Origin of the sequence: Streptomyces sp. NPDC046909, assembly GCF_040644695.1 — a bacterium.
Taxonomy (GTDB): Bacteria; Actinomycetota; Actinomycetes; order Streptomycetales; family Streptomycetaceae; genus Streptomyces.
In genome coordinates, this window is record NZ_JBEYXC010000013.1 from 153,987 (window position 1) to 175,414 (window position 21,428).

Annotated in this window: 15 protein-coding genes; 5 read left to right on the forward strand and 10 right to left on the reverse strand. The window is 71.7% G+C overall.

The genetic code is table 11. From position 1 onward, the window contains the following. Positions 1–2: 2 nt before the first annotated feature. Positions 3–4,130, reverse strand: coding sequence for a tetratricopeptide repeat protein (locus ABZ928_RS36125; protein ID WP_361528259.1), 4,128 nt, complete (start codon positions 4,128–4,130; stop codon positions 3–5). 126 nt (positions 4,131–4,256) lie between these two features. After that, entirely contained in the window at positions 4,257–4,691 is a 435-nt protein-coding gene (locus tag ABZ928_RS36130; protein ID WP_361528261.1) for a MarR family transcriptional regulator, read from the reverse strand. Between the two features lie 269 nt (positions 4,692–4,960). Between ABZ928_RS36130 and ABZ928_RS36135 the strand changes: the two genes are divergently transcribed. Then, positions 4,961–5,770, forward strand: a complete 810-nt coding sequence (locus ABZ928_RS36135) for a lysozyme (RefSeq protein WP_361528263.1) — start codon at positions 4,961–4,963, stop codon at positions 5,768–5,770. Between the two features lie 348 nt (positions 5,771–6,118). On the opposite strand, the gene lon is transcribed toward ABZ928_RS36135, so the two are convergent. The 7 genes from lon to ABZ928_RS36170 form a co-directional block, all read right to left on the reverse strand. Beyond that, positions 6,119–8,539: an endopeptidase La gene (gene lon, locus ABZ928_RS36140; protein ID WP_361528265.1), complete on the reverse strand. Its 2,421-nt coding sequence runs from the start codon at positions 8,537–8,539 to the stop codon at positions 6,119–6,121. Positions 8,540–8,681: 142 nt separating this feature from the next. Next, positions 8,682–9,821: a class I SAM-dependent methyltransferase gene (locus ABZ928_RS36145; protein ID WP_361528267.1), complete on the reverse strand. Its 1,140-nt coding sequence runs from the start codon at positions 9,819–9,821 to the stop codon at positions 8,682–8,684. A gap of 28 nt (positions 9,822–9,849) precedes the next feature. After that, on the reverse strand, positions 9,850–10,602 hold the full coding sequence (locus tag ABZ928_RS36150) for a hypothetical protein (protein ID WP_361528269.1): 753 nt from the start codon (positions 10,600–10,602) through the stop codon (positions 9,850–9,852). Further along, the gene (locus ABZ928_RS36155; protein ID WP_361528271.1) at positions 10,599–11,909 is read right to left on the reverse strand and encodes an MFS transporter; all 1,311 of its coding nucleotides are present in this window, start codon (positions 11,907–11,909) and stop codon (positions 10,599–10,601) included. The genes ABZ928_RS36150 and ABZ928_RS36155 overlap by 4 nt, the downstream gene beginning before the upstream one ends. After that, positions 11,906–13,141: a hypothetical protein gene (locus ABZ928_RS36160; RefSeq protein ID WP_361528273.1), complete on the reverse strand. Its 1,236-nt coding sequence runs from the start codon at positions 13,139–13,141 to the stop codon at positions 11,906–11,908. The genes ABZ928_RS36155 and ABZ928_RS36160 overlap by 4 nt, the downstream gene beginning before the upstream one ends. Positions 13,142–13,202: 61 nt before the next feature. Next, complete coding sequence (locus ABZ928_RS36165) at positions 13,203–15,545, reverse strand: radical SAM protein (protein WP_361528275.1); 2,343 nt, start codon at positions 15,543–15,545, stop codon at positions 13,203–13,205. Between the two features lie 133 nt (positions 15,546–15,678). Further along, the gene (locus tag ABZ928_RS36170; protein ID WP_361528277.1) at positions 15,679–15,819 is read right to left on the reverse strand and encodes a hypothetical protein; all 141 of its coding nucleotides are present in this window, start codon (positions 15,817–15,819) and stop codon (positions 15,679–15,681) included. Positions 15,820–16,043: 224 nt separating this feature from the next. On the opposite strand from ABZ928_RS36170, the gene ABZ928_RS36175 reads away from it, so the two are divergent. Further along, positions 16,044–17,549: a sulfatase gene (locus ABZ928_RS36175; RefSeq protein ID WP_361528279.1), complete on the forward strand. Its 1,506-nt coding sequence runs from the start codon at positions 16,044–16,046 to the stop codon at positions 17,547–17,549. A gap of 19 nt (positions 17,550–17,568) precedes the next feature. Here the strand turns inward: ABZ928_RS36175 and ABZ928_RS36180 are convergent, their stop codons facing one another. Continuing rightward, on the reverse strand, positions 17,569–18,339 hold the full coding sequence (locus ABZ928_RS36180; RefSeq protein ID WP_361528281.1) for a rhomboid-like protein: 771 nt from the start codon (positions 18,337–18,339) through the stop codon (positions 17,569–17,571). A gap of 162 nt (positions 18,340–18,501) precedes the next feature. Here ABZ928_RS36180 and ABZ928_RS36185 point away from each other — a divergent pair, with 162 nt between their 5' ends. The 3 genes from ABZ928_RS36185 (at position 18,502) to ABZ928_RS36195 (ending at position 21,178) form a co-directional block, all read left to right on the forward strand. Beyond that, positions 18,502–19,179 carry a spermidine synthase gene (locus ABZ928_RS36185; protein WP_361528283.1) on the forward strand — a complete coding sequence of 226 codons (678 nt, stop codon included), beginning with the start codon at positions 18,502–18,504 and terminating at the stop codon, positions 19,177–19,179. Positions 19,180–19,313: 134 nt separating this feature from the next. Then, on the forward strand, positions 19,314–20,054 hold the full coding sequence (locus ABZ928_RS36190; RefSeq protein ID WP_046261291.1) for a response regulator transcription factor: 741 nt from the start codon (positions 19,314–19,316) through the stop codon (positions 20,052–20,054). Beyond that, the gene (locus ABZ928_RS36195; protein ID WP_361528285.1) at positions 20,051–21,178 is read left to right on the forward strand and encodes an ATP-binding protein; all 1,128 of its coding nucleotides are present in this window, start codon (positions 20,051–20,053) and stop codon (positions 21,176–21,178) included. The genes ABZ928_RS36190 and ABZ928_RS36195 overlap by 4 nt, the downstream gene beginning before the upstream one ends. The last annotated feature ends 250 nt before the right edge of the window (positions 21,179–21,428 follow it).

Consider the following 21,428-nt stretch of genomic DNA (forward strand, 5'->3'; position numbering starts at 1 on the left):
GGTTACGGTTCCTCGGTCTTCGTTCTCGGAGCCGTGGCCGTCAAGATCTGTGCCGCGTAGGCATCGGGCAGGTGGGTCAGGAGTACGCGCTCGAAGAGGCCGTCTCCCAGCATGGCGCGCTGTCGGCTGAGCCAGTAGATGTCCGCGGCGAAGTCGATCCCCATGTCCGCGCGCAGAATGAGGGCTTGGGCATTGCGGGGGACGCCTTGCGCGGGCTGGTTCTGCTTGGTCAGCAGGGCACCGAGCTGACTGGTGGTGGTGGCGAAGTTGGCTCGGTCGCCGATTGCTTCGCTGATGTCGAGCGAGCCGCGGTAGTACTCCTCGGCCTCGGCGAACTTCCCCTGCCTCTCCGCCATGGTGCCGATCTGGTGGAAGCTGGCGGCGGCGCCGGCCGGATTGCCGAGTCGCTCCTCGATGGCGAGTGAATTGCGATGGTGCTGCTCGGCCTCGGCGAGCTGCCCCCGCTCCTCCGCGATCACTCCGAGATGGTGATAGCTGGCGGCCATGCCGGTCAGGGAGCCGTCTTCCTCGCTGATGGCGAGTGACTTGCGGAAATACTGTTCGGCCTCGGCGTATTCCTGCCGACGCTGCGCGAGCACCCCGAGATGGTGATAGTCGGCGGCGACGCCGACGCGGAGACCTAGTTCCTCACTGATGGCGAGCGACCTGCGAAAATACTCTTCGGCCTCGGCGTGCCGGCCCAACTCCTGTGCCACCGTTCCGAGTTCGTGATGGATGATGGCGACACTGTCTCGGAGGCCGAGTTCCTCGTTGATGGCAAGCGACCGGCGGAGGCCCTGTTCGGCCTGCACGTACTCTCCTCGGCTGATGGCGACAAGCGCCAGCAGGTGCCGGAGCCGGGACTCGGCCGCGGTGCCGACCGGACACCAGGTGAGGCTCTCCTCCAGCAGCCGCTGTTCCCAGTCCCACGCACCCCAGACGTGCAGTTGCTCGGCGGCTCGGCGTGTCGCCACGAACGCGTGGCCGAGGTCGCCGGCCTGTCGATGATGGCGGGCGGCTTCAATGAGCTCCACGATGCCGGCGACGTCATGGTGCATCCGCACATCGAACCGCCACCGCCAATAGGCGGCAGCCCTGAGATGAGCCGCCTTGAGCGTCTCAGGGGTATTGCGGTGCTCGATGGCGTCGGCGGTCCATCGGTGCACCAGGAGGCCGCTGGGCCGACTGCCCGCCTCGTCCTGCGGCAGCGGCGCCGGGGCGACCAGCCCCAGTTCGAGCAGGAGCCGCAGGGCGTCCTCAGCCTCGCCGTCCAGCTCGACCGGCGGCGCGGCGTACTCAGCGCAGTCCCGCAGGAACTGTTCGACGAGCTCGGGAGGCAGACCCCAGCCGTCCTCGGGCCCTACTCCCGCCGCCTTCGCGTCCTCGATCTGCTGGTTCACCCTCCCCATCCGCTCCATCATCACCGGATCACGCTCCGGCGACCCGATCAGATCCGACAACAGCCACGCGGCCCCGGTCCGATCCACCGGCCGCCGATACACCGCCAGCCCGTCCAGCAACCGCCGCGCCCCCGCCACCCCCTCCAACCGCCCCAGCAACGTATCGAGCAGTACGTCGTCCACGGCCAGCGTGACCGTCTCGGCGAGCGCCTTGTCCAGGTCCCCCTCGACCCCCGCCAGCCACCGCTCCGGATCCCGCACCCCCCGCCGCTCCAGCGCCTCCTCCATCCGATCGGCGATGTCGGGGAACCGCGCCTCACCACCCCGCAGCAGCGCGTCCAGGTACTCCAACGCCCGTGGATGCCCTCCGACATCGGTGTACGCCCGCTGCAACTCCGCCGCCCCCAGGGCATCGAGCCCCGGCAGCCGCCAGATCAGCTTGCGGGTCTCGGCGAGCGACAGCGGGCCGAGGTGATGTGCGGTCAGCCGTCGGTGCATCCGCTGCGGCAACCCGAACGGATGGCGGCTGGTGATCAGCAGCCGTGAGCGAGGCGCTGCGCCCGCCAACGAGGCCAGGAACGCGGCCAGTTCGGGGTCGGACAGCTGCCGCCCCCCGCCGTCGGAGGCGGAGTCGGTCAGCAGGTCCTCGGCGTTGTCCAGGACCAGGAGCAGAGGCAGCCTCGGCAGGACGACCTGCTGGATCACCTCCCAGCGGTCCCGCCACGGCGGCGAGGCGTCGACGAGCATGGCCGCGACCCGGCGCAGCGGATCGTCCTCGGGCAGCCCGGCGGACACGCAGTGCACGAGGAGCCGTTTCCGCAGGGTCTCCAGAACCGAGTCCACCGTGGGAGCGGTGGCGGCCGGGACCGGGACCACCAGCCCCGCCTCGGAGCCCAGGTGGTGCAGCAGTTCGGCCGTGAGGGTCGACTTGCCGACCCCGCCGATGCCATGGATGAGCACACCGGCCTGGCGGGAGTCGCGCAACGCGGCCAGCAGGCGCCGCAGTTCGGCACGGCGGCCCACGAACTCGCCGACCTTGCGCACCACCATCCCTTCCTCCAGCACCCGTTCCGGCGCCGGTCGCACCTGCTCCACCCCTTGCCCGGCGTCGAACAGCGGCAGCGGCGGCCCCGCGAGGAAGAGTGAGGGCGTGGCCCACTCCGGCCAGGCGGCCCACGGATCACCGGCCGGCAGCTGCTGCCGTACGGCCTCCAGTCGCCGTCGCGCCCGGGACAGCGCGGTCAGCGGTACGGCGTGCTCGGCCCGTGCCAGCTCCTCGTACACCTGGGCGGCCAGCTCGGTGGCGTAGCGGTCGGTGACCGCCTCGGTCATGGCCAGCACGCTCGGAACCCCGCGGCCCAGAAGCTCGCGCGCCATCCCCGTACGGGCCTCGGAGGCGTCGTCGGCCTCCGGCGCCAGTGCCGTCGAACAGCCGGCCAGGACCACCAGCGGCACCCCGCGGCCCGGGGGCAGCACCTCGTCCATGAACCGCTGTGCGTCGACCCGGTCCACACCGCCGTCGTCCTTCTCCAGGTACAGCACACCCGGGCCGGCGTGGCACGACAGATGCAGTACGTGGAAGCGCTCCTCCTCCAGCGCGGCCCTGATCTCGGCGACGCTGCCCCAGTTCAGTACGCGGACGTACGCGCCCTGCCGGGTCCGTGCCGAGCCCACCGCGTCCAGGATCTGGGCCAACTCCCACTCGTAGTCGAGCAGTTCGCCCTCACCCGCCTCCGGGCTCGCGACGACGGCGAGAATCCGCAAAGGGCCCGGGATCGACATCGCGACGGGCGGGGTGTCCCGGCGCACCCTGCGGTACAGGTCGACGTTCTCGGACAGCACCAGCGGGCTCGGCGCGCCCGGCACCACCAGGCTCTCCCAGGGCAGGTCCCGCCACTGCTCGGCATCCACCTGGAGCCCGATCCGCAGCGGGGCGTTGCAGTCACGGGCGAGGGCGGCCTCGCGGCGCAGCGCGGCCCCCACCTCGCCGTTCACGGCCCACTCGCCCAGGGTCCGGCCGACGGCGGCCAAGGCGCCGTTCACACCGCCCGAGAGGGCCGGACCGTCCGTCACGGGTGCGGTCCGGGTCACGCGGTCGCCGCGCACCCGCTGCCGTGCGCGGCGCAGTTCGCGGAGCCGCTCGTCCAGCTGCCGGGCCGCCGGGTCGGGCCCGTCCTCCGTGACCTCGGCGCCCCCGGTGGAGAACACCACCGCGTCCGTCCCGATCCGTAACTCGGCGTGGAGGGGCCCGTCCGGCCGGTAGCGCAGGCCCTCCGGCGGAACCACCACGCCCGAGGCCCTCGGCCGTTCCCCGGGCGGCAATCCCCGTACGGCACGGGCCAGTTGCCGCACCTTAGCCTCGTACTCCCCCGGCGCCGCCACCGTACGGAAGTCGACGTACAGGCGGGAGGCGATGAAGGGCGGCACCGTCGCCACGTCGCCCCACAGCACCGGGATCAGCCGCTGGCGGCCGTCCGCCGAGGCCGTGATGGCCGCCGCGAACTCCTCGCCGCACCACTCGGAGGCGATCCAGCGGGGAGTGACCACGGCGACCACGGCATCGGCCCGGGTCAGACCGTCCTGCAACCGCGCGGCCACCCGCTGCCCGGCGGCCATCTCCCAGGCGTCGAGCCAGACGTCCAGTTCCAGCCGCTGAAGATTCTCCGCGAGCGCGACGGGCCACTGCCCGTCCCCGTGCGCATAGGAGAAGAACACGTCGAACCGCTCCACCACACCGCACCTCCCCCGAGGTCGAAGCCTGAATGCCGGGGCCGGTGAACGGGCCACCGTGGATCCCTCCACACTCGTATCACCCCGATTCCCCTCATGAGGTGCGATGTACCAGGTCCCGGGACCTTATTTCTCCATCCCCAGGTTCAACTGGTGCAACAACCGCGCCAGTTCCGACACCTCCGCCGGATTCCAGTCCGCCAGCCGCCCCGCGTACCGGGCCCGCCGGGCGTTCCGCACCCGCCCCACCCGTGACCGCCCCTCCTCGGTCAGCTCGACGAGCCAGGCGCGGCCGTCGGCGGGATCGGGTGCGCGGGTGACGAGGCCGAGTTCTTCCAGGGCGCGCAGCTGGCGGGACATGGTCGCCTTGCCGACGCCGATGTAGGCGGCCAGCTCCGTGGCGCGCTGCTGACCGCACTCGTCGAGCCGCACGAGCAGCCCGTACGCCGAGGACTCCAGGTCGGGATGGACCTCGCGCGCCATCTCCCCCTGGTTGGCCCGCGCGCGCCGCAGCAGCACGGTCAACTCGCGTTCCAGGGCGAGGAACTCGGGCTGGTCCACAGCACCACTTCCGTCTTCGCGCACGTCAGTCCCTGCCTCGGTTTTCCGGGTTGTGAAAGTTTCCGCCAAAAGCCGTCATCGTCGCAGCTCGGCCAGTATTTCGCAGGTCAAGACCAACGGCAGCCTCCGGGCCCTCTTCCCACCCGCTGACCGACGTACGTAGCTTCCTTACCAAGGCAATTACTGGCATGCCCACGCCAGTCCCGCACTGCCATTCCCACCCCCGTCCCACCCACCTCACCTCATCCCACCTGTATTCGGAGGCACGCATGCCCGTGCACAGACCCGGATCGGTACGCCTCTCCCTCGCCGGCCTGCTGATCGGCGCCGTCGCCCTCGTCCTCGCCACCCCGGCGTCCGCCGCCGACACCCCCACCCGCGGCTCCGCCTACATGGGCATCGGCGTCCTCGCCCACGACGGCCAGAACGGCCTCCCGCGCGACACCCGCGCCGCCCAGACGGAGGGCGTCGACGTCTCCTCCCACCAGGGCAACGTCGCCTGGTCCACCCTCTGGAGCAGCGGGGTGAAGTGGGCCTACGTGAAGGCGACCGAGGGGACGTACTACACGAACCCGTACTTCGCCCAGCAGTACAACGGCTCCTACAACGTCGGCATGATCCGCGGCTCCTACCACTTCGCCACCCCCGACACGACCGGCGGCGCCACCCAGGCCGACTACTTCGTCGACCACGGCGGCGGCTGGTCCCAGGACGGGAAGACGCTGCCCGGCGCGCTCGACATCGAGTGGAACCCGTACGGCGCCTCCTGCTACGGCAAGACGCAGAGCGCGATGGTGACCTGGATCCGTGACTTCCTGAACCGGTACAAGGCCCGCACCGGGCGCGACGCCGTCATCTACACCGCCACCAGCTGGTGGACCGAGTGCACGGGGAACTACGGCGGCTTCGCCACCGCCAATCCGCTGTGGATCGCGCGGTACGCGTCGACCGTGGGGACGCTGCCCGCCGGATGGACGTACTACACCATGTGGCAGTACACCTCCTCCGGGCCGACCGTCGGTGACCACAACAAGTTCAACGGGGCGCTGGACCGGGTGCAGGCCTTGGCCAACGGCTAGTGCAGCGCCGCCCCCGGCTGGGGGTCTGGGGGTTATCCCCCAGAAGATGCAGCAACGGGGCCCTCGACCGGGTGCAGGCCTTGGCCAACGGCTAGTGCAACGCCGCCCCCGGCTGGGGGTCTGGGGGTTATCCCCCAGAAGATGCAGCAACGGGGCGCTGGACCGGGTGCAGGCCTTGGCCAACGGCTAGTGCAACGCCGCCCCCGGCTGAGGGTCTGGGGGTTATCCCCCAGAAGATGCAGCAACGGGGCCCTCGCCAACGGCTGAACCCCGCCCCTCCGCGCGTACGGCGAAGGCCCGGGCCTCCCTCACGAGAACCCGGGCCTTCACCTCATCCGATGGCGTCCGTCACGCCGCCACCGGAACCTCCGGCGTCGCCCCGTTCGTGGCCGGGGCCAGCGCCAGCTCCAGGACCTGGCGGACGTCGGTGACGGGGTGGACGTCGAGCTTGTCCAGCACCTCCGCCGGGACGTCGTCCAGGTCGGCCTCGTTGCGCTTCGGGATGATGACGGTGGTGACGCCCGCGCGGTGCGCCGCGAGCAGCTTCTGCTTCACGCCGCCGATGGGCAGCACCCGGCCCGTCAGCGAGACCTCACCCGTCATCGCCACGTCGGTGCGGACCAGCCGGCCGCTCAGCAGCGACGCCAGTGCCGTCGTCATCGTGATGCCCGCGCTCGGGCCGTCCTTCGGGACCGCGCCCGCCGGGAAGTGGATGTGCACGCCCCGGTCCTTCAAGTCGCCGACCGGCAGCTCCAGTTCAGCACCGTGCGAGCGGAGGAAGCTCAACGCGATCTGCGCGCTCTCCTTCATCACGTCACCCAGCTGGCCGGTCAGAGTCAGACCCGCCGCGCCCGTCTCCGGGTCAGCGAGCGACGCCTCGACGTACAGCACGTCACCACCCGCGCCCGTCACCGCCAGGCCCGTCGCCACGCCCGGCACCGCCGTGCGGCGCTCGGCCGGGTCCTGTGCCGACTCCGGCACGTGGTGCGGGCGGCCGATCAGGTCGCGCAGCTCCGCGTCCGTCACCGTGAACGGCAGCTTCCGCTCGCCCAGTTCGTGCTGGGCGGCGACCTTGCGCAGCAGCCGCGCGATCGAGCGCTCCAGGGTGCGGACGCCCGCCTCGCGGGTGTACTCGCCGGCGAGCTTGCGCAGGGCGCTCTCCTCCAGCGTCACCTCGTCCGCCTGGAGTCCGGCCCGCTCCAGCTGGCGCGGGAGCAGGTGGTCACGGGCGATGACGACCTTCTCGTCCTCGGTGTAGCCGTCGAGGCGGACCAGCTCCATACGGTCGAGCAGGGCCTCCGGGATGGCCTCCAGGACGTTGGCCGTCGCGAGGAACACCACGTCGGACAGGTCGAGTTCGACCTCCAGGTAGTGGTCGCGGAAGGTGTGGTTCTGCGCCGGGTCCAGGACCTCGAGCAGAGCCGCCGCCGGGTCGCCCCGGTAGTCGGACCCCACCTTGTCGATCTCGTCGAGCAGGACCACCGGGTTCATCGACCCGGCCTCCTTGACGGCCCGCACGATCCGGCCGGGCAGCGCGCCGACGTACGTACGCCGGTGACCGCGGATCTCGGCCTCGTCCCGCACACCACCGAGGGCGACCCGGACGAACTTGCGCCCCATCGCGTGCGCGACGGACTCGCCGAGCGAGGTCTTGCCGACGCCGGGCGGACCGACCAGGGCCAGTACGGCACCGCCGCGCCGGCCGCCGACGACCCCCAGCCCCCGCTCACTGCGCCGCTTGCGCACCGCCAGGTACTCGGTGATCCGCTCCTTCACGTCCTCCAGGCCCGCGTGCTCGGCGTCCAGGATCGACTTCGCGCCCTGGATGTCGTACGCGTCCTCGGTCCGCTCGTTCCACGGCAGTTCGAGCACCGTGTCCAGCCATGTCCGGATCCACGATCCCTCGGGCGACTGGTCGCTGGACCGCTCCAGCTTGTCGACCTCCTTGAGGGCCGCCTCGCGGACCTTCTCCGGGAGGTCGGCGGCCTCCACGCGCGCGCGGTAGTCGTCGGACTCCTCGGCCGCGTCCTTGGAGTCGCCGTTGAGTTCACGCAGTTCCTTGCGTACGGCCTCCAGCTGGCGGCGCAGCAGGAACTCGCGCTGCTGCTTGTCGACGCCTTCCTGGACGTCCTTGGCGATGGTCTCGGCGACGTCCTGCTCGGCGAGGTGGTCGCGGAGCTGCTGGGTGGCGAGCTTCAGCCGGGCCACCGGGTCGGTGGTCTCCAGGAGCTCGATCTTCTGCTCGGTGGTCAGGAACGGCGAGTAGCCGGAGTTGTCGGCGAGCGCGGAGACACCGTCGATGGCCTGGACCCGGTCCACGACCTGCCAGGCGCCGCGCTTGCGCAGCCATGCGGTGGCGAGGGCCTTGTACTCCTTGACCAGTTCGACGAGGTGGCCCGGCAGCGGCTCGGGCACGGTCTCGTCGATCCGGATGCCCTCGACCCACAGCGCGGCACCCGGCCCCGTGGTCCCGGCGCCGATGCGCACCCGGCCGCGAGCGCGGATCAGCGCGCCCGGATCACCGTCGGCCAGCCGGCCGACCTGCTCGACGGTGCCGAGGACACCGGTGCTCGGGTAGGCGCCGTCGATCCGCGGCACCAGCAGGACCCTGGGCTTCCCCGGCTCCGAGCGGGCAGCGGCCTGCGCGGCCTCGACCGCGGCGCGTACGTCGGGGTCGTTCAGGTCGAGCGGAACCACCATCCCGGGCAGCACGACCTCGTCGTCGAGCGGCAGCACAGGCAGAGTGAGCGATGTGGACGTCGAAGCCATGATCTCCCCTTCGGCATTCAAGTTGAGCTATGCCGACTCAATGCACGTGAGCCCTCGAATGTTCCCCCGGCGCTGTTCGCCGTGAGCGATCAGACCGGAGCAGCAGGTGAGGAGGGGTCTCGGGAGGGTCTCCTGTGGTGCTTCAGCCCGTACGGGCCAGAGTTTCTTCCCTGGGCTCCCTGAGTTCCCCGGGCGGCTGTGCCAGCCGGCGCCAGACGTCGTCCACCGCCGACCAGCGGTTCTCCGCGCCGCACGCGACCAGGCCCGCGTGCGCGAGCTCAGTAAGGGCGGTCGCGCAGGCGTGGGGAGCGAGGTCCAGGCGTTCCGCGATGCCCGGGACGGTGTCGGGCCGCAGGACCAGCGCGCTGTGCACGGCACGCCGGGTGTCGTCGGCCAGTGCCGCGAGGATCGCCGTCGGGTCCGCCGCTGGTCGTGCCGGGCGCGCGGCCAAGAGGGGCGCCCGCGCGGACCCGTCCTCGCCCAGTGCCTCCAGTTCCTCGGCGAACGGCACCCCCCGGTCGCGCTCGTCCGTGCCGTGCTTGCGCAACAGCAGCAGGCCGGTCTGGCGGTGCTTGTGGGGTTCGGCGAGGGCGAGGACGTCGAACCCGGCGTCGGGGGCGGCCGCCTGGCGGCGCAGTTCCTGGAGCAGCGGGGTGGGCACGACCTGGCACGCCACCCGCCCGCCGCGCGGTCCGCCGTACGTCTCGCCCGGTCCGCCGTACGTCTCCACCGTGGTGGCCAGATACGGCTCGTGGAGCACGACCGTGCCACCGGCCGGCACCCGCGGCCACAGCGAGGTGAGGAACCCGGCGTCGTCGGCCTGGGTACCGGCGTCGAGCCAGACCAGGTCCAACGGCCCCCAGGCGTCGAGCTCCTGGCCGGTCAGGTCGAAGAAGTCCCGCTCGATAAAGGTGATCATGTCGTCGAGGCCCAGCTCGCGGGCCGCCTCCCACACCTGGTGCGCGGAGGTGCCGGCCACGGAGAGGTCGTCGACGACCAGGAGCCTCGGCTCATAGGCGTCGAGGGCGGACCGCGGGTGCAGGACCGAGGCCCGTTCGGCGGCCGTCGTCGCGCCGCGCACGATCCGGGCGTCCTCGGCGGCCTCCGCGCGGGCGTCGGCGAGCCCGAGGAGCAGGTGCAGTGTCGAGGAACCGGCGCCCACCTCCACCACGGTGCGCGGTCTGAGCATCCTGGCCAGCACACGCAGCGCGGGACCGGCGTTCTCGGTTCCCATGCCGGGGCGTGCGAGGGCGTCCAGCGCCTCGCCGGGCCGATCGTGCATGGCTCGTCCTCTCTCCTCGACAGCTCTCTCAGTCCCGTACGGCCCGGAGCATCCCGGCCGACAGCATCCGGTCCGCCACCGGGTGCAGCTTCCCGGGCAGCCGGTCGTACCGGACTCCGTGCCGCTCCCCGGCCTGCCGCCACAGCCCGAGGGCGGCGGTACCGACCCTGAGGAAGGCGCCGGTCGGGGTGTGGGCGAGGACGTGCACCCCGGATTCCGGTTCGGTCGCCCGTACCCACGCCTCCTGGACCGGCACGCGCGCGTGCCGCTGCTCGGGCCGGTCCAGGGGCGCCGGTCCGCCGCTCAGCAGGCCGAAGCGGAGCAGGCCCACGAGGGCGTGGTCGACTGCGCCCGTTTCCCGCCCCCACGCCCGGCGGACGTCGGCCACCGAGGGGCCGGACGGCAGCAGCGCGCCGACGGCCTCGGGTACTTCGACGAAGGCGGCCGGATCCGTGCCGAACAGCACCGCGACGGGCCCGCCGTCGTGCGGCAAGTCATGCCGGAAGTCGTGCGGCGAGTCGTGCGGCGGGTCGTTCAGGAACGGGACAGGGGTGTGGTCCAGGCGTACCCCCGGCGGCACCCCGATCCGTGCGCCGGGGTCCAGCCGACGGGGCCAGGTCGCGCGGTCCACCTCGCGGGGCGGGGGCGGCGGGGTGAGTCTGACCGGGGCGGCCCCGGACCGTTCCGACCAGGCGAACTCCCAGGCGAGGGGCAGTGCGGCGCCGGTCTGGGCGCAGTACCGGGGGATCACCGGGTCGACCTCGGTGTGCCGCAGGCTCATGACCGGCCTCCTGCCGCTACCTGTCCGGGGATCAGGGGCACGTCCTCGTCCGGCATCGGCGTGAGCGAGCGCGCCCGGCCCCGCGACCAGCCGACCGTGCCCGCCGCGAAGCCCACCGCGCCGCCCGCGACGATGCCCCAGCGAGCCCAGTCGGCGGGCACGAGTCCGGCCAGCGCGAACCCGACGGCGACCGAGCTCTGCAGGGTCGCCCCGTACGCGGCACCGACCCGGCCCCGTACGTCGGGCGGGCAGTCGGACATGACGTACGTCCGCAGCGCCACGTTCTGGACGGCGTTGGCCATGCCGCCGAACAGACAGGCCGTCAGCATCAGCGGTACGAGCGGGCGGGCGCCGACCACCAGGTAGGCGAGCCCGATGACCGTCGTGGCCAGGACGGCGGTCGTCGCGGTGGGCCGCCGGGCGAGCCGGCCGCGCAGGGCGAACGGGCCCAGTACGAGGCCGACGCTCCAGACGGCGAGGACGAGACCGTAGGTGGCCCTGCCGCCGGGCACGTCCTCGGTGAAGAAGGGCAGCAGGACGTTGATGCCGGAGGTCGCCGCGACGGTGACGACGATGGTGGTGAGCGTGGTCCGCCGCTGGGCCCCGGCCCAGAGCAGCGCCAGGCCGGTGCGCAGGCCGCCTTCGGTCTTCGCGGTGGTGGCCGTGTTCTCGGCGGCCACGTCGTCGTCAGCCCCCGCCGTCTCGCTGACCGGCCCGGCCGCCCTGGCGAGCCACAGGCTGATCACCGGTACCGCCGGGAGCGCGACCGCGAAGGTGCCCGCGTCGGCGGCGAGCGCGAGCCCGGTGCCGCCGTGGGCCGACAGCAGGCCCGCGGCCAGGGGGCCGACGACGTATCCGGCGTTCCGCATCGACTCCATGACGCCGTTCACCCGCAGCTGGACGCCGGATTCCGGGAACAGCTGCGGTACGAGGGCCATCACGCAGGTCTGGGCCACGGCGCCCAGCGCGCCGAGGAGCAGCATCGTGGCGACGAGCAGCACGACACCGTCCGCGACCGCGGCGGCGGCCGCCGCGACCAGGCACTCCAGGGCCAGCGTCACGCCGAGGACCGCGTCCGCGCGGTGGCGGTCGACGATCCGTCCGATGGGGCCGCCCAGGAGGATGCCGGGCAGCAGTCCGGCGAGCATCTGGGCCGACACGACGGAGGTCAGCCCCGACTGGTCGGCGCCGCGCAGGGCGAGGGCCACGAGGGCGATCTCATCGCCCACCGTGCTGATGAGCAGGGCGGTCAGCACGAGGAGCGTCGCCGCCCGGCCGCGCCGCGCGGGCGTCGGTGCGAGCGTCATGCGGCGGCCTCGATCTCGACGGCACCCCAGGTCCGCAGCCTCAGCAGCACGGCGTGGAGCAGGGGTACGGCGGTGTCGTCCGCCCGGCGTTCCCACCGGGCGAGGTCGAGGGTGTCCCCGGCGGCGAGGGCGGTGACGGCGGTCTCGACCTGGGGGTGGTCGGCGACCTTCAGGGTGTGTCCCTGGGCGGCGACGGCCCGGCGGCCGTCGGTGAGGAGCCGCTGGTGGACCACGACGCCGGCGGGGATCCGCACCCGGGCGTCACGCGGCACGGAGACGGGCGGTACGGCGGGCCGGCCGACGCCCAGTCCGGCGGAGGTCGCCGAGCGCATGTGGTGTTCCCAGACGACGTCCTCGATCTCGCCGCCGGAGAGTTCCGCCAGCGCCGTGAGCGTGGCCGCCGCGGCGGGCGGGATGCCGTCGGTGGCGGGGCCGCCCGGGTCGTCGGCGCGGCGGCGGGCGAGCAGTCCGTCGACGGCCTCGACGACGAGGGCCGCCGGATCGCTGCGGGTGAAGAACGCGATGTTGACGTTGACGGCGACGGCGTCGGGGGACTCCCCCACATGCAGCTGCTCGGAGGGGAAGTACGTCAGCGCGCCGGGCTCACCGACCAGGACGTCGGCGAAGTCGCGGGCCGAGGCGTAGTCGGCGGTGTGCTGGGGGACCCGCTCGGCCTGCTCGGGCGGCCAGGTGAGCAGGACCTTGCGGCCGCGCAGGGTGAAGCCGAAGTTCCCGGCGTGGTCGACGTGCACGCCGACGTTGGTGGAGGTGTAGCGGCCGATGAAGGTGTCGATGTCGACGCGGCCCGCGACCCGGGTCCCGGTGGCCCGGTAGACGTCGTCGGACAGCCGCTTGGCCCGGTCCCACAGGGGTGCGTCGACGGCGTGCAGTCCGGAGACGGCGACGGCCCATTCGTGGTCGCGCATCAGCTCGTCGACGCGGGCCGTGTACGCGTCCAGGGTGTCGTCGCCGGGCAGCGGCAGGAAGGGCCGGGTGTCGATGGGCTGGGTCCGGCCGTCCACCGTGACCACGACCCTCGGCAGGGCCGAGCCCTTGGGCCGGTTGTTCTTGTCGGCCGCGAGCGCCAGGGCGCGCAGCAGTTCCGCGCCGTCGACGTCGAGCCGGAGGGGGGCGTCGGGCAGGGAGAGCGGCCGCTGCTCCCAGTGGCCGGCGGCGAACTCCTTCCAGAAGCGCTCCGTTTCGGCTTCTGGGGGCGAGACCGGGTGAGACACGGGGGAACTCCTGTACTCGGGCCGCGGGGTGCGGCGGTTCGACCTGGACTCGGACGGGCCGTCAGGGGACGGGCTGCGCGGCCGGGACCGGCACGGCCTGTTCCAGCAGCGCGGGGTGGAGACCGGCCGCCGCGATCACCTGATGGGCGGCCAGGGAGTCGAGGAGCGGACCCAGTCGCGGTTCCGGCAGCCGGGACCGGGCCGACAGTTCGGCGGCCGTCGCGCCGTCGGCGGCGAGCAGCCAGACGAGCCGGCCGGCGGCGGAGACCCTGACCCGGTTCTGGGTCTCCGGGGAGACCAGCAGACAACTGCCGTCGGCGCGGCTGTCGGTCACCTCGTGGGGCTGGGAGGTGTACCAGAGCGGCCGCGGCCCGGCGACGGGCGTGAGGGTCACGGCGTGGTGGGCGGCGAGCCGTGCCAGGGAACTCGCGGCGGCTGTGGCCGAGGGGAAGTTCTCCCACAGCTCGGCCACGGGGTGCGGCCGCCCGTCGAGCAGGGGACCCCACTCGCGCGGTACGGACAGCAGGGCATCGCCGGACGGGACGTGCAGCAGGATGCCCCGCCCGGTGACCGAGGTCCTGGCCCGCACTCCGTCCGCGAGCCGTACCGTCGTCGTGGCGTCCACGTGCGCGTACGGCGCGGGAGGCGCGGTGAGCTGCCGGTCCGGCAGCTCCGCCTCGGCCATCGCCCACAGGAACGACCACTCCTCGGCGTCCCCGATCCAGGTCCCCCGGTGGAACGCGGCGCCCGCGGCGACCGCCCCCGGTCCACCCGAGGTGAGCCGGGCCGCGTCCTCCTGGGTGAGGCCCTCGCTGACCGTGTAGTCGAGGTCGAACGCCAGGTCCTCGCCCTCGCCGGGCGGGATCAGCTCGACACCGAACAGATCGGGGCGCTCCCCGACCGGGGAGAGCACGTCGAGGATGAACGGTCCGTTGGCGGCCGTGGAGTACGGCACGTCGAACTCCTCGGTGGAGCGGCGCAGCGCCTCCGCCGCGAACTCCTGGGTGCGCAGCGCCTCTTCCTCGGTCTCGCCGGGGAACCCGGTCATGCAGAACAGGTGCACCGGCACCTTGTTCCCGAGCAGCGCCTGGAGCGACGGCTCGATGTCGGCGACCTTGGTGCCCTTGCGCATCAGATCGAGGACCCGCTGGTTGTACGACTCCAGGCCGAGGTCGAGCCGCCGGCACCCGGAGTCCCGCAGCGCCTTCGCGAGCTCGTCGTCGAGCCCCTTGCTGAAGCGGGTCTCGCCGTACCAGTGGAAGTCGTGGTCGCCGTCGACGAGTTGCCGGGAGACTCCGCGCAGCGAGGTGAGGGTCATGATCTCGTCGACGAACATGAAGGTGCCGCCGCCGTGTTTCGCGGCGAGGGCGGCCATGTCGTGGACGACCTGGTCCGGGCGCCGGATGCGGTACTTGTTGCTGGCGAACGGGATCGAGCAGAACGCGCAGTCCCAGGCGCAGCTGCGGGAGGCCTGGAGGGGCAGGACCAGTCCGGGTGCGAAGTACTTGTCGAGGGGCAGTCCGTCGAAGTCGGGCGTGGGCAGGTCGGACACGTCGACCATGGCCGCCGGGGTCCGCAGCAGTCCGCCGCGGCCGTCGCGTTCCAGCAGCCCGGGGATGGTCCGGTCGTCGGCGCCGGTGATCCGGTCGCACAGGGCGGGCAGCGCGTCCTCGCCCTCGTAGGAGATGAAGGAGTCCACGTAGGCGAAGAAGGGGTGCTCCTCCTGCCAGCGGCTGACCATGCGGGTGGTGAGGTTGCCGCCCATGACCACATGGACGTCGGGCCGTCGGGTCTTGACATGGCGGGCCACGGTGAGTGCGGCGATCAGCTGGGTGTCGGCGGACACGGAAATGCCGACGACGGCGAGATCGCTGTCGTCCAGTTCGGGAATCGGGCGCTGTTCCAGGGCCCATCCGTAGACATTGCGATCCGTCGAACCGGCCGCTTCGAGAACGGAATCCGAGCGCCGCCGGGAGAAGCAGGAGGAATTGGCCCGCAGATCGAAATTCAGGCCGGGGAAGGAAGCCGATACGCAGGCGAGTCCATTGCGGACGACCGTGGCCGCGTTCACGAAAGCGTGCGGGTCCGTCAGAATGTCCCGGGATTTGAGCGCGGCCCTGGCGTCGTCCACGCGGGCCGCCGTGTCGCCGAACACCGCGAGGATCTCCTCGTGCGCCCGCCGCTCGTCGAAGGACAGGCCGCCCAGCCGGCGTTCGGCGAGGGGGAGGAGGGCCAGCAGTCCCTCGGTGGACAGCAGCCAGTCCGTCTGCTCGATGCTCAGATCGAGGGACGACACCTGCCAGCCGTGCCGTCGCATCACCGCGGCCAGCAGGGGAACCGCGAGGTGCGGCGCGTAGACGTTCCAGATGGGCGGATTGACGAGAAGAATGCGAGGCTGCGGCATGTGAGCCCTCGTGAGGTCCGATGCTGGACGGGGGTCGAATCGCGGTCGGAAAGAGCCGGATCGCGGGCGGGAAAAGCGCGCGGGCGGCTGTTTCGGCCAGAGGGCCGAAACAGCCGCCCGTCGGCCAGGTCGATCAGGCGTCGCCCTCGGGCAGGATGGCGTACTTGCTGTTGGCCCGCTTCGGCTTGACCGCCTCGACGGAGAGCGACTCGTCCTCCTCGGAGAGGGCGAGAACGGCCTCGGCGTCCAGGTCCTTCGAGTTCTCGGTGCTCATCGGTTGCTCCTCTGAGTGATGGATGGTGCCCTGTGGAATCCGAAGCCAGGTGGATCAACTAGGAGCCCACTCGAATCGCTCCACAGCCCCACCACAGCCACAGTTCCGCAAGGTCACCGCGACGTTCCCGCAACGGGGTTCACAGGAAGTCGCTGCACACTGCAAGCTCGTTCACAGGTTGCAAGCCCGGTCTTACGGGCATTTACGGGGACTTGGGGAAGCGGATGACCGAGGGGCAGCGGCGGGGGCCGGGACGGCGCGCGCTGATCGCGGGGGCCGCGGTCGCGGCGACCGGGGCGGCGATCCCCTTCGTCACCAAGGGCGGGTTCGGCAGCGAAGGAGGCGGAGGCGGCAGCACCCCGGTCGCGAACACACCCCGTACGGCCGCCCCCGTGGCGAGCCGCGCCGCCGCCTCCCCCACCACCCCCGCCGTCCCCCGCCGGGACACCCGCCCCAACATCCTCCTGGTCCTCACCGACGACCAGCCGAAGGAGACCGACTGGGCGCTGAAGCAGACCCTGGACTGGCTCGGCGGCAACGGGACGACCTTCGCCCGCGCGCACGCCAACACCCCGCTGTGCGCCCCGTCCCGCGCCTCGATCATGTCGGGCAGGTACGCCCACAACCACGGCCTCCTCGACACCCGCCACCCCGCCCACCTGGACCAGCGCACCACGGTCCAGCGCCAGTTGCACGAGGCCGGCTACCGCACGGGCCTGTTCGGCAAGTACCTCAACTACTGGCACCCCGGCGACAACCCGCCGCACTTCGACGAGTGGCTGCTCCAGGAGCCGGTGGCGTACTACAACGGCCACTACAACGACAACGGCACCGTCCGGAACATCCGCGGCTACAACACCACCGTCATCAAGAACCGCGCCCTCGCCTTCATCGACCGCTCCCGCACCGACGACCGTCCCTGGTTCGCGTACGTCGCCACGCGCGCCGCGCACGAGGTCAACATCCCGGAGAAGCGGTACGCCCACACGCGCGTGCCTGCGTGGGAGGGCCGCCCGTCGGTCTTCGAGAACGACAAGGGCGACAAGCCGCCGTTCCTCCGCGCGGCCCACCACACCTTCGCCCAGGGCAAGGCGCTACGCACCCGCCAGCTCCGCACCCTGCTCTCGGTGGACGACGCGATGCGCGACTTCCGCGACAAGCTCCGCGAGCTGGGCCAACTGGAGAACACCCTGGTCCTGTTCACCAGCGACCACGGCCTCTGCTGGGCGGACCACGGCTGGCTGCGCAAGTCGGTCCCGTACCGCCCGAGCCTGGAGGTCCCGTTCCACCTCTCCTGGCCGGCCGGCGGCCTGGGCACGGGGAGCACCGACGACCGCCTGACGGGCCACATCGACATCGCCCCGACCCTCCTCGACGCGGCCGGCGTCACCCCCGACACCCCCCACGACGGCCACTCCCTCCTCGACCCCGCCAACGACCGCACCCACCTCCTCGCCGAGTGGTGGTGGAACCAGCAGGACCAGCAACCGATCCACACCTGGGCGTCCTTCATAGGCAAGTCGCACCAGTACACCGAGTACTACCGCACCCGCCTCGGCGCCGACGGCCGCCCCCGAGGCGACGGCAGACTCCTCTTCCGCGAGTACTACGACCTGCGCGCCGACCCCTACCAGCTGCGCAACCGCCTGCACGGGGCGAGCGAGGCGGACGAACAGCGGCTCGGGGTACCGGGGTTGGCGAAGCAGTTGGCCGCGGCCAGAGAGGCCTAGGAAGAAGACCCAGGAAGGCCTACGACACCTGCGGGACGGCGTTCGGCCCGCCCGCCCCGGAGACCCGCGCCCACCGCCTGACCACCGGCCAGGTCGCGACCCCGATCGCCAGTGAGAACAGGTGCCCCCACTCCGTCATCGGATCCGTGAACGCCAGCAGATCCTGCACCAGCATTCCCCCGAACAACCCCAGCAACGGCCACCGCACCCACGGCGACAGCAGCCCCGCCAGCGCCCCCGTCCCCGCCGCGACGCCGAAGCTGATGCCGTAGTCGAGGCGGTGGAGGGAGCTGTCGGGGAGGTGGCCGGCCAGGACGGCGAGGCCGACGGGGAGTTCGGTCAGGAGGGTGGCGAGGACGTGGCCGAGGAGGAAGACACCGGCCGTGCGCAGACCGCCGATCCGGCGTTCCAGGGCGGTCATGACGAGGAGGAAGCCGACGACGTACGGCGAAGCGATGCCACCCGCGATCCACAGCGCGCTGGCGAGCAGGACGAGCACCGGCGTGCGGATCAGATGGGCCACGTCCGTGCTGGAGCCCTGGAGGAGGGAGTGGACGAGGGTGGGGTCGGCGTATTCCGTGACGAGGGAGGTCGCGGCGAGGACGGCGGCGTAACCGAAGGTGAACGGGGTGCCGGTGGGGGTGGGGAGGAGTCGCCAGGGGCGGATGCGGGGGCGTCGTCGCTCAGGAGCCGCGGCCGCGGGGGCAGTCGCTGCCGGGCCGCCGCGCTGGCTCGGGATGCCGTCCAGCAGGCCGGAGACATCAGGGAGAGCCGGCTCAGTCCGTTCCACCGTGAGGCGCTCCTTCCGTTTCACCCCAGCCTTCGCGCCCCACACCCCCGCTGTCTGTGACCGGCGCCACGCCAACGCCGATTCACAGGCACTTCTCAAGAACCGCCCCTGGTCGTCCCGTAAGTTTCTGTGCCCCCGTCACCGAACTGCCAAGATGGGCCGATGCCCATCTCGTACGACATCCCCGAAATCCTGGACCGTCGCGAGGGCCCGCACGGTGAGGTCGTGCTGCGCCGGCACGGTGAGTTGCTCCAGATCATCGCCAACGGGTGCTTCCTGATGGACACTTCGGACGGGCGCTCGGAGCGGCTGCTGGTCGATGTGGCGCTCGACGCGCTGGACGGCCGGGCGGAGCCGAGTGTGCTGATCGGGGGGCTCGGGGTCGGGTTCTCGCTCGCACATGCCGCCGGGAATCCGCGCTGGGGCCGGATCGCGGTCGTGGAGCGGGAATCCGCCATCATCGACTGGCATCGCCACGGCCCGCTGTCCGCGCTCTCCGCGGCCGCCCTCGCCGATCCGCGCACCGGGATTCTGGAAACCGATCTTGTCACTTATCTGAATGAGACATCGGACACGTACGACGCGCTGTGCCTGGACATCGACAACGGACCCGACTGGACCGTCACCGAGGGCAACGACGGCCTGTACTCAGGCGCCGGACTCGCCAGCTGCGCAAGGGCGTTGAGGCCCGGCGGGGTGCTCGCCGTGTGGTCGGCGCAGCCTTCTCCGGAATTTGAAGGAACCCTATGGAATGCCGGATTCCAACGGGTGCGTACCGAAGAGGTCCCGGTTGCCCGGGGCGTTCCGGACGTCGTACACCTCGCTGTCCGACCTGGATAGCCGTGGCGTGGTGACTCCCCGTACTCTGCTTCCCTGGCGCAGATCATTCAAGCGTCAATCGCAAGCATGCACAGGCACAAGCCAGTAAGCGGGATCACCCCACTGATTCCGGAAAGCAACCCTTGGGGCGGGCGATGGAGCAGACACACACCTCCCACAACGGCACGGCTACGGCCACTCCCGGCGCACAGCGACGGGTGCTGGTGGTCGAGGACGACCCGACGATCGTGGAGGCCATCGCGACCCGCCTGCGAGCCGAGGGATTCCTCGTGCAAACCGCGGGCGACGGTCCGGCGGCGGTCGACACGGCCGAGGCCTGGCAGCCCGATCTGCTGATCCTCGACATCATGCTGCCCGGCTTCGACGGTCTGGAGGTCTGCCGCCGTGTGCAGGCCGCCCGTCCGGTGCCGGTGCTGATGCTCACCGCGCGCGACGACGAGACCGACATGCTGGTCGGACTCGGGGTCGGCGCCGACGACTACATGACCAAGCCGTTCTCGATGCGGGAGCTCGCGGCGCGGGTGCACGTCCTGCTGCGCCGTGTGGAGCGGGCCGCGCTGGCCGCCGCGACGCCCAGAAGCGGCATCCTGCGCCTCGGCGAGCTGGAGATCGACCACGCGCAGCGCCGGGTGCGGGTGCGGAGTGAGGATGTTCACCTCACCCCCACCGAGTTCGACCTCCTGGTGTGCCTGGCGAACACCCCGCGCGCGGTGCTCTCCCGAGAGCAGCTGCTCGCCGAGGTGTGGGACTGGGCGGACGCCTCCGGCACCCGCACGGTCGACAGCCACATCAAGGCGCTGCGCCGGAAGATCGGCGCCGAGCGGATCCGCACGGTGCACGGCGTGGGCTACGCCCTGGAGACGCCGACGCCATGAGCGGCGGTCCGGCCGGACGGAGAGGTCCCGGGGAGCAGTGGAAGGGCTCCGGTGAGCCCTGGGGCAGCGTGCGCCCGTTCTCGATCAAGACCAAGCTGGGGGCGCTCGTCGTCGCCTCGGTCCTGATCACCACGGGCCTGTCGATGATCGCGGTGCAGACCAAGACGGAGATCCGTTTCATCACGGTCTTCTCGATGATCGCCACCCTGCTCATCACCCAGTTCGTGGCGCACTCGCTCACGGCCCCGCTGGACGAGATGAACGCGGTCGCGCGCTCCATCACGCACGGCGACTACACGCGTCGGGTGCGGGAGAACCGCCGGGACGAGCTGGGCGACCTCGCCGAGACCATCAACCGGATGGCCGACGACCTGGAGGCCCAGGAACAGCAGCGCAAGGAGCTCGTGGCGAATGTCTCCCACGAGCTGCGCACCCCCATCGCGGGGCTGCGGGCGGTGCTGGAGAACATCGTGGACGGGGTGTCCCCCGCGGACCCCGAGACGATGCGCACGGCCCTCAAGCAGACCGAGCGCCTCGGCCGGCTGGTCGAGACGCTCCTCGACCTCTCCCGTCTCGACAACGGCGTCGTCCCGCTGAAGACGCGCCGTTTCGAGGTGTGGCCGTATCTGTCGGGCGTGCTGAAGGAGGCCAACATGGTCGCCTCGGCCCGCGCGGGCATCGCTTCCGGTTCCGGCAGCCATACGCGCACCGACGTCCATCTGCACCTGGACGTGTCCCCGCCGGAGCTGACCGCGAACGCGGACCCGGAGCGGATCCACCAGGTCGTGGCCAATCTGATCGACAACGCGGTCAAGCACAGCCCGCCGCACGGCCGGGTCACCGTGAAGGCCCGGCGCGGGGACCAGCCCGACTCCCTTGAGCTGGAGGTTCTCGACGAGGGCCCCGGCATCCCGCGCTCGGAGTGGCATCGCGTCTTCGAGCGGTTCAACCGGGGGGCCGTGAACCGGCCGCACGGTCCGGGCAGCGACGGCGGCACCGGGCTCGGCCTGGCGATCGCGCGCTGGGCGGTGGATCTGCACGGCGGCCGGATCGGGGTGGCCGAATCCGAGCGGGGCTGCCGGATTCTTGTCACCCTTCCGGGACTTCCATCTCTGCCAAGTTGACGTAAAGTTCGAACCGGAGCCACAAGATCCACCACTGTCCGCGCTGCCGGACACGTGTGATCGGCCACTGCTCGGCCACAGGCCCGCGCCATCGGCGCCCGGGGCCGTGCTCACCCCTTGCCAGTTGACGCCGTGAGAAGCGGAACCACGCTTGTTTCCCGCCATTTCTGGCCCCGAAACACACTTTCCGATGTGACTTACGCGACGATGACCTTGCCCGGCCTGACCTTCCCGGCCAGGGAGGCGTAGC

What these genes read in the sequence shown, in the direction of transcription:
- ABZ928_RS36165 (WP_361528275.1), bottom strand. Translation starts at nt 15,545, where the DNA reads ATGCCGCAGCCTCGCATTCTTCTCGTCAATCCGCCCATCTGGAACGTC.
- ABZ928_RS36155 (WP_361528271.1), bottom strand. Translation starts at nt 11,909, where the DNA reads ATGACGCTCGCACCGACGCCCGCGCGGCGCGGCCGGGCGGCGACGCTC.
- ABZ928_RS36145 (WP_361528267.1), bottom strand. Translation starts at nt 9,821, where the DNA reads ATGCACGATCGGCCCGGCGAGGCGCTGGACGCCCTCGCACGCCCCGGC.
- ABZ928_RS36185 (WP_361528283.1), top strand. Translation starts at nt 18,502, where the DNA reads ATGCCCATCTCGTACGACATCCCCGAAATCCTGGACCGTCGCGAGGGC.
- ABZ928_RS36195 (WP_361528285.1), top strand. Translation starts at nt 20,051, where the DNA reads ATGAGCGGCGGTCCGGCCGGACGGAGAGGTCCCGGGGAGCAGTGGAAG.
- ABZ928_RS36150 (WP_361528269.1), bottom strand. Translation starts at nt 10,602, where the DNA reads ATGAGCCTGCGGCACACCGAGGTCGACCCGGTGATCCCCCGGTACTGC.
- ABZ928_RS36190 (WP_046261291.1), top strand. Translation starts at nt 19,314, where the DNA reads ATGGAGCAGACACACACCTCCCACAACGGCACGGCTACGGCCACTCCC.
- lon (WP_361528265.1), bottom strand. Translation starts at nt 8,539, where the DNA reads ATGGCTTCGACGTCCACATCGCTCACTCTGCCTGTGCTGCCGCTCGAC.
- ABZ928_RS36170 (WP_361528277.1), bottom strand. Translation starts at nt 15,819, where the DNA reads ATGAGCACCGAGAACTCGAAGGACCTGGACGCCGAGGCCGTTCTCGCC.
- ABZ928_RS36135 (WP_361528263.1), top strand. Translation starts at nt 4,961, where the DNA reads ATGCCCGTGCACAGACCCGGATCGGTACGCCTCTCCCTCGCCGGCCTG.
- ABZ928_RS36175 (WP_361528279.1), top strand. Translation starts at nt 16,044, where the DNA reads ATGACCGAGGGGCAGCGGCGGGGGCCGGGACGGCGCGCGCTGATCGCG.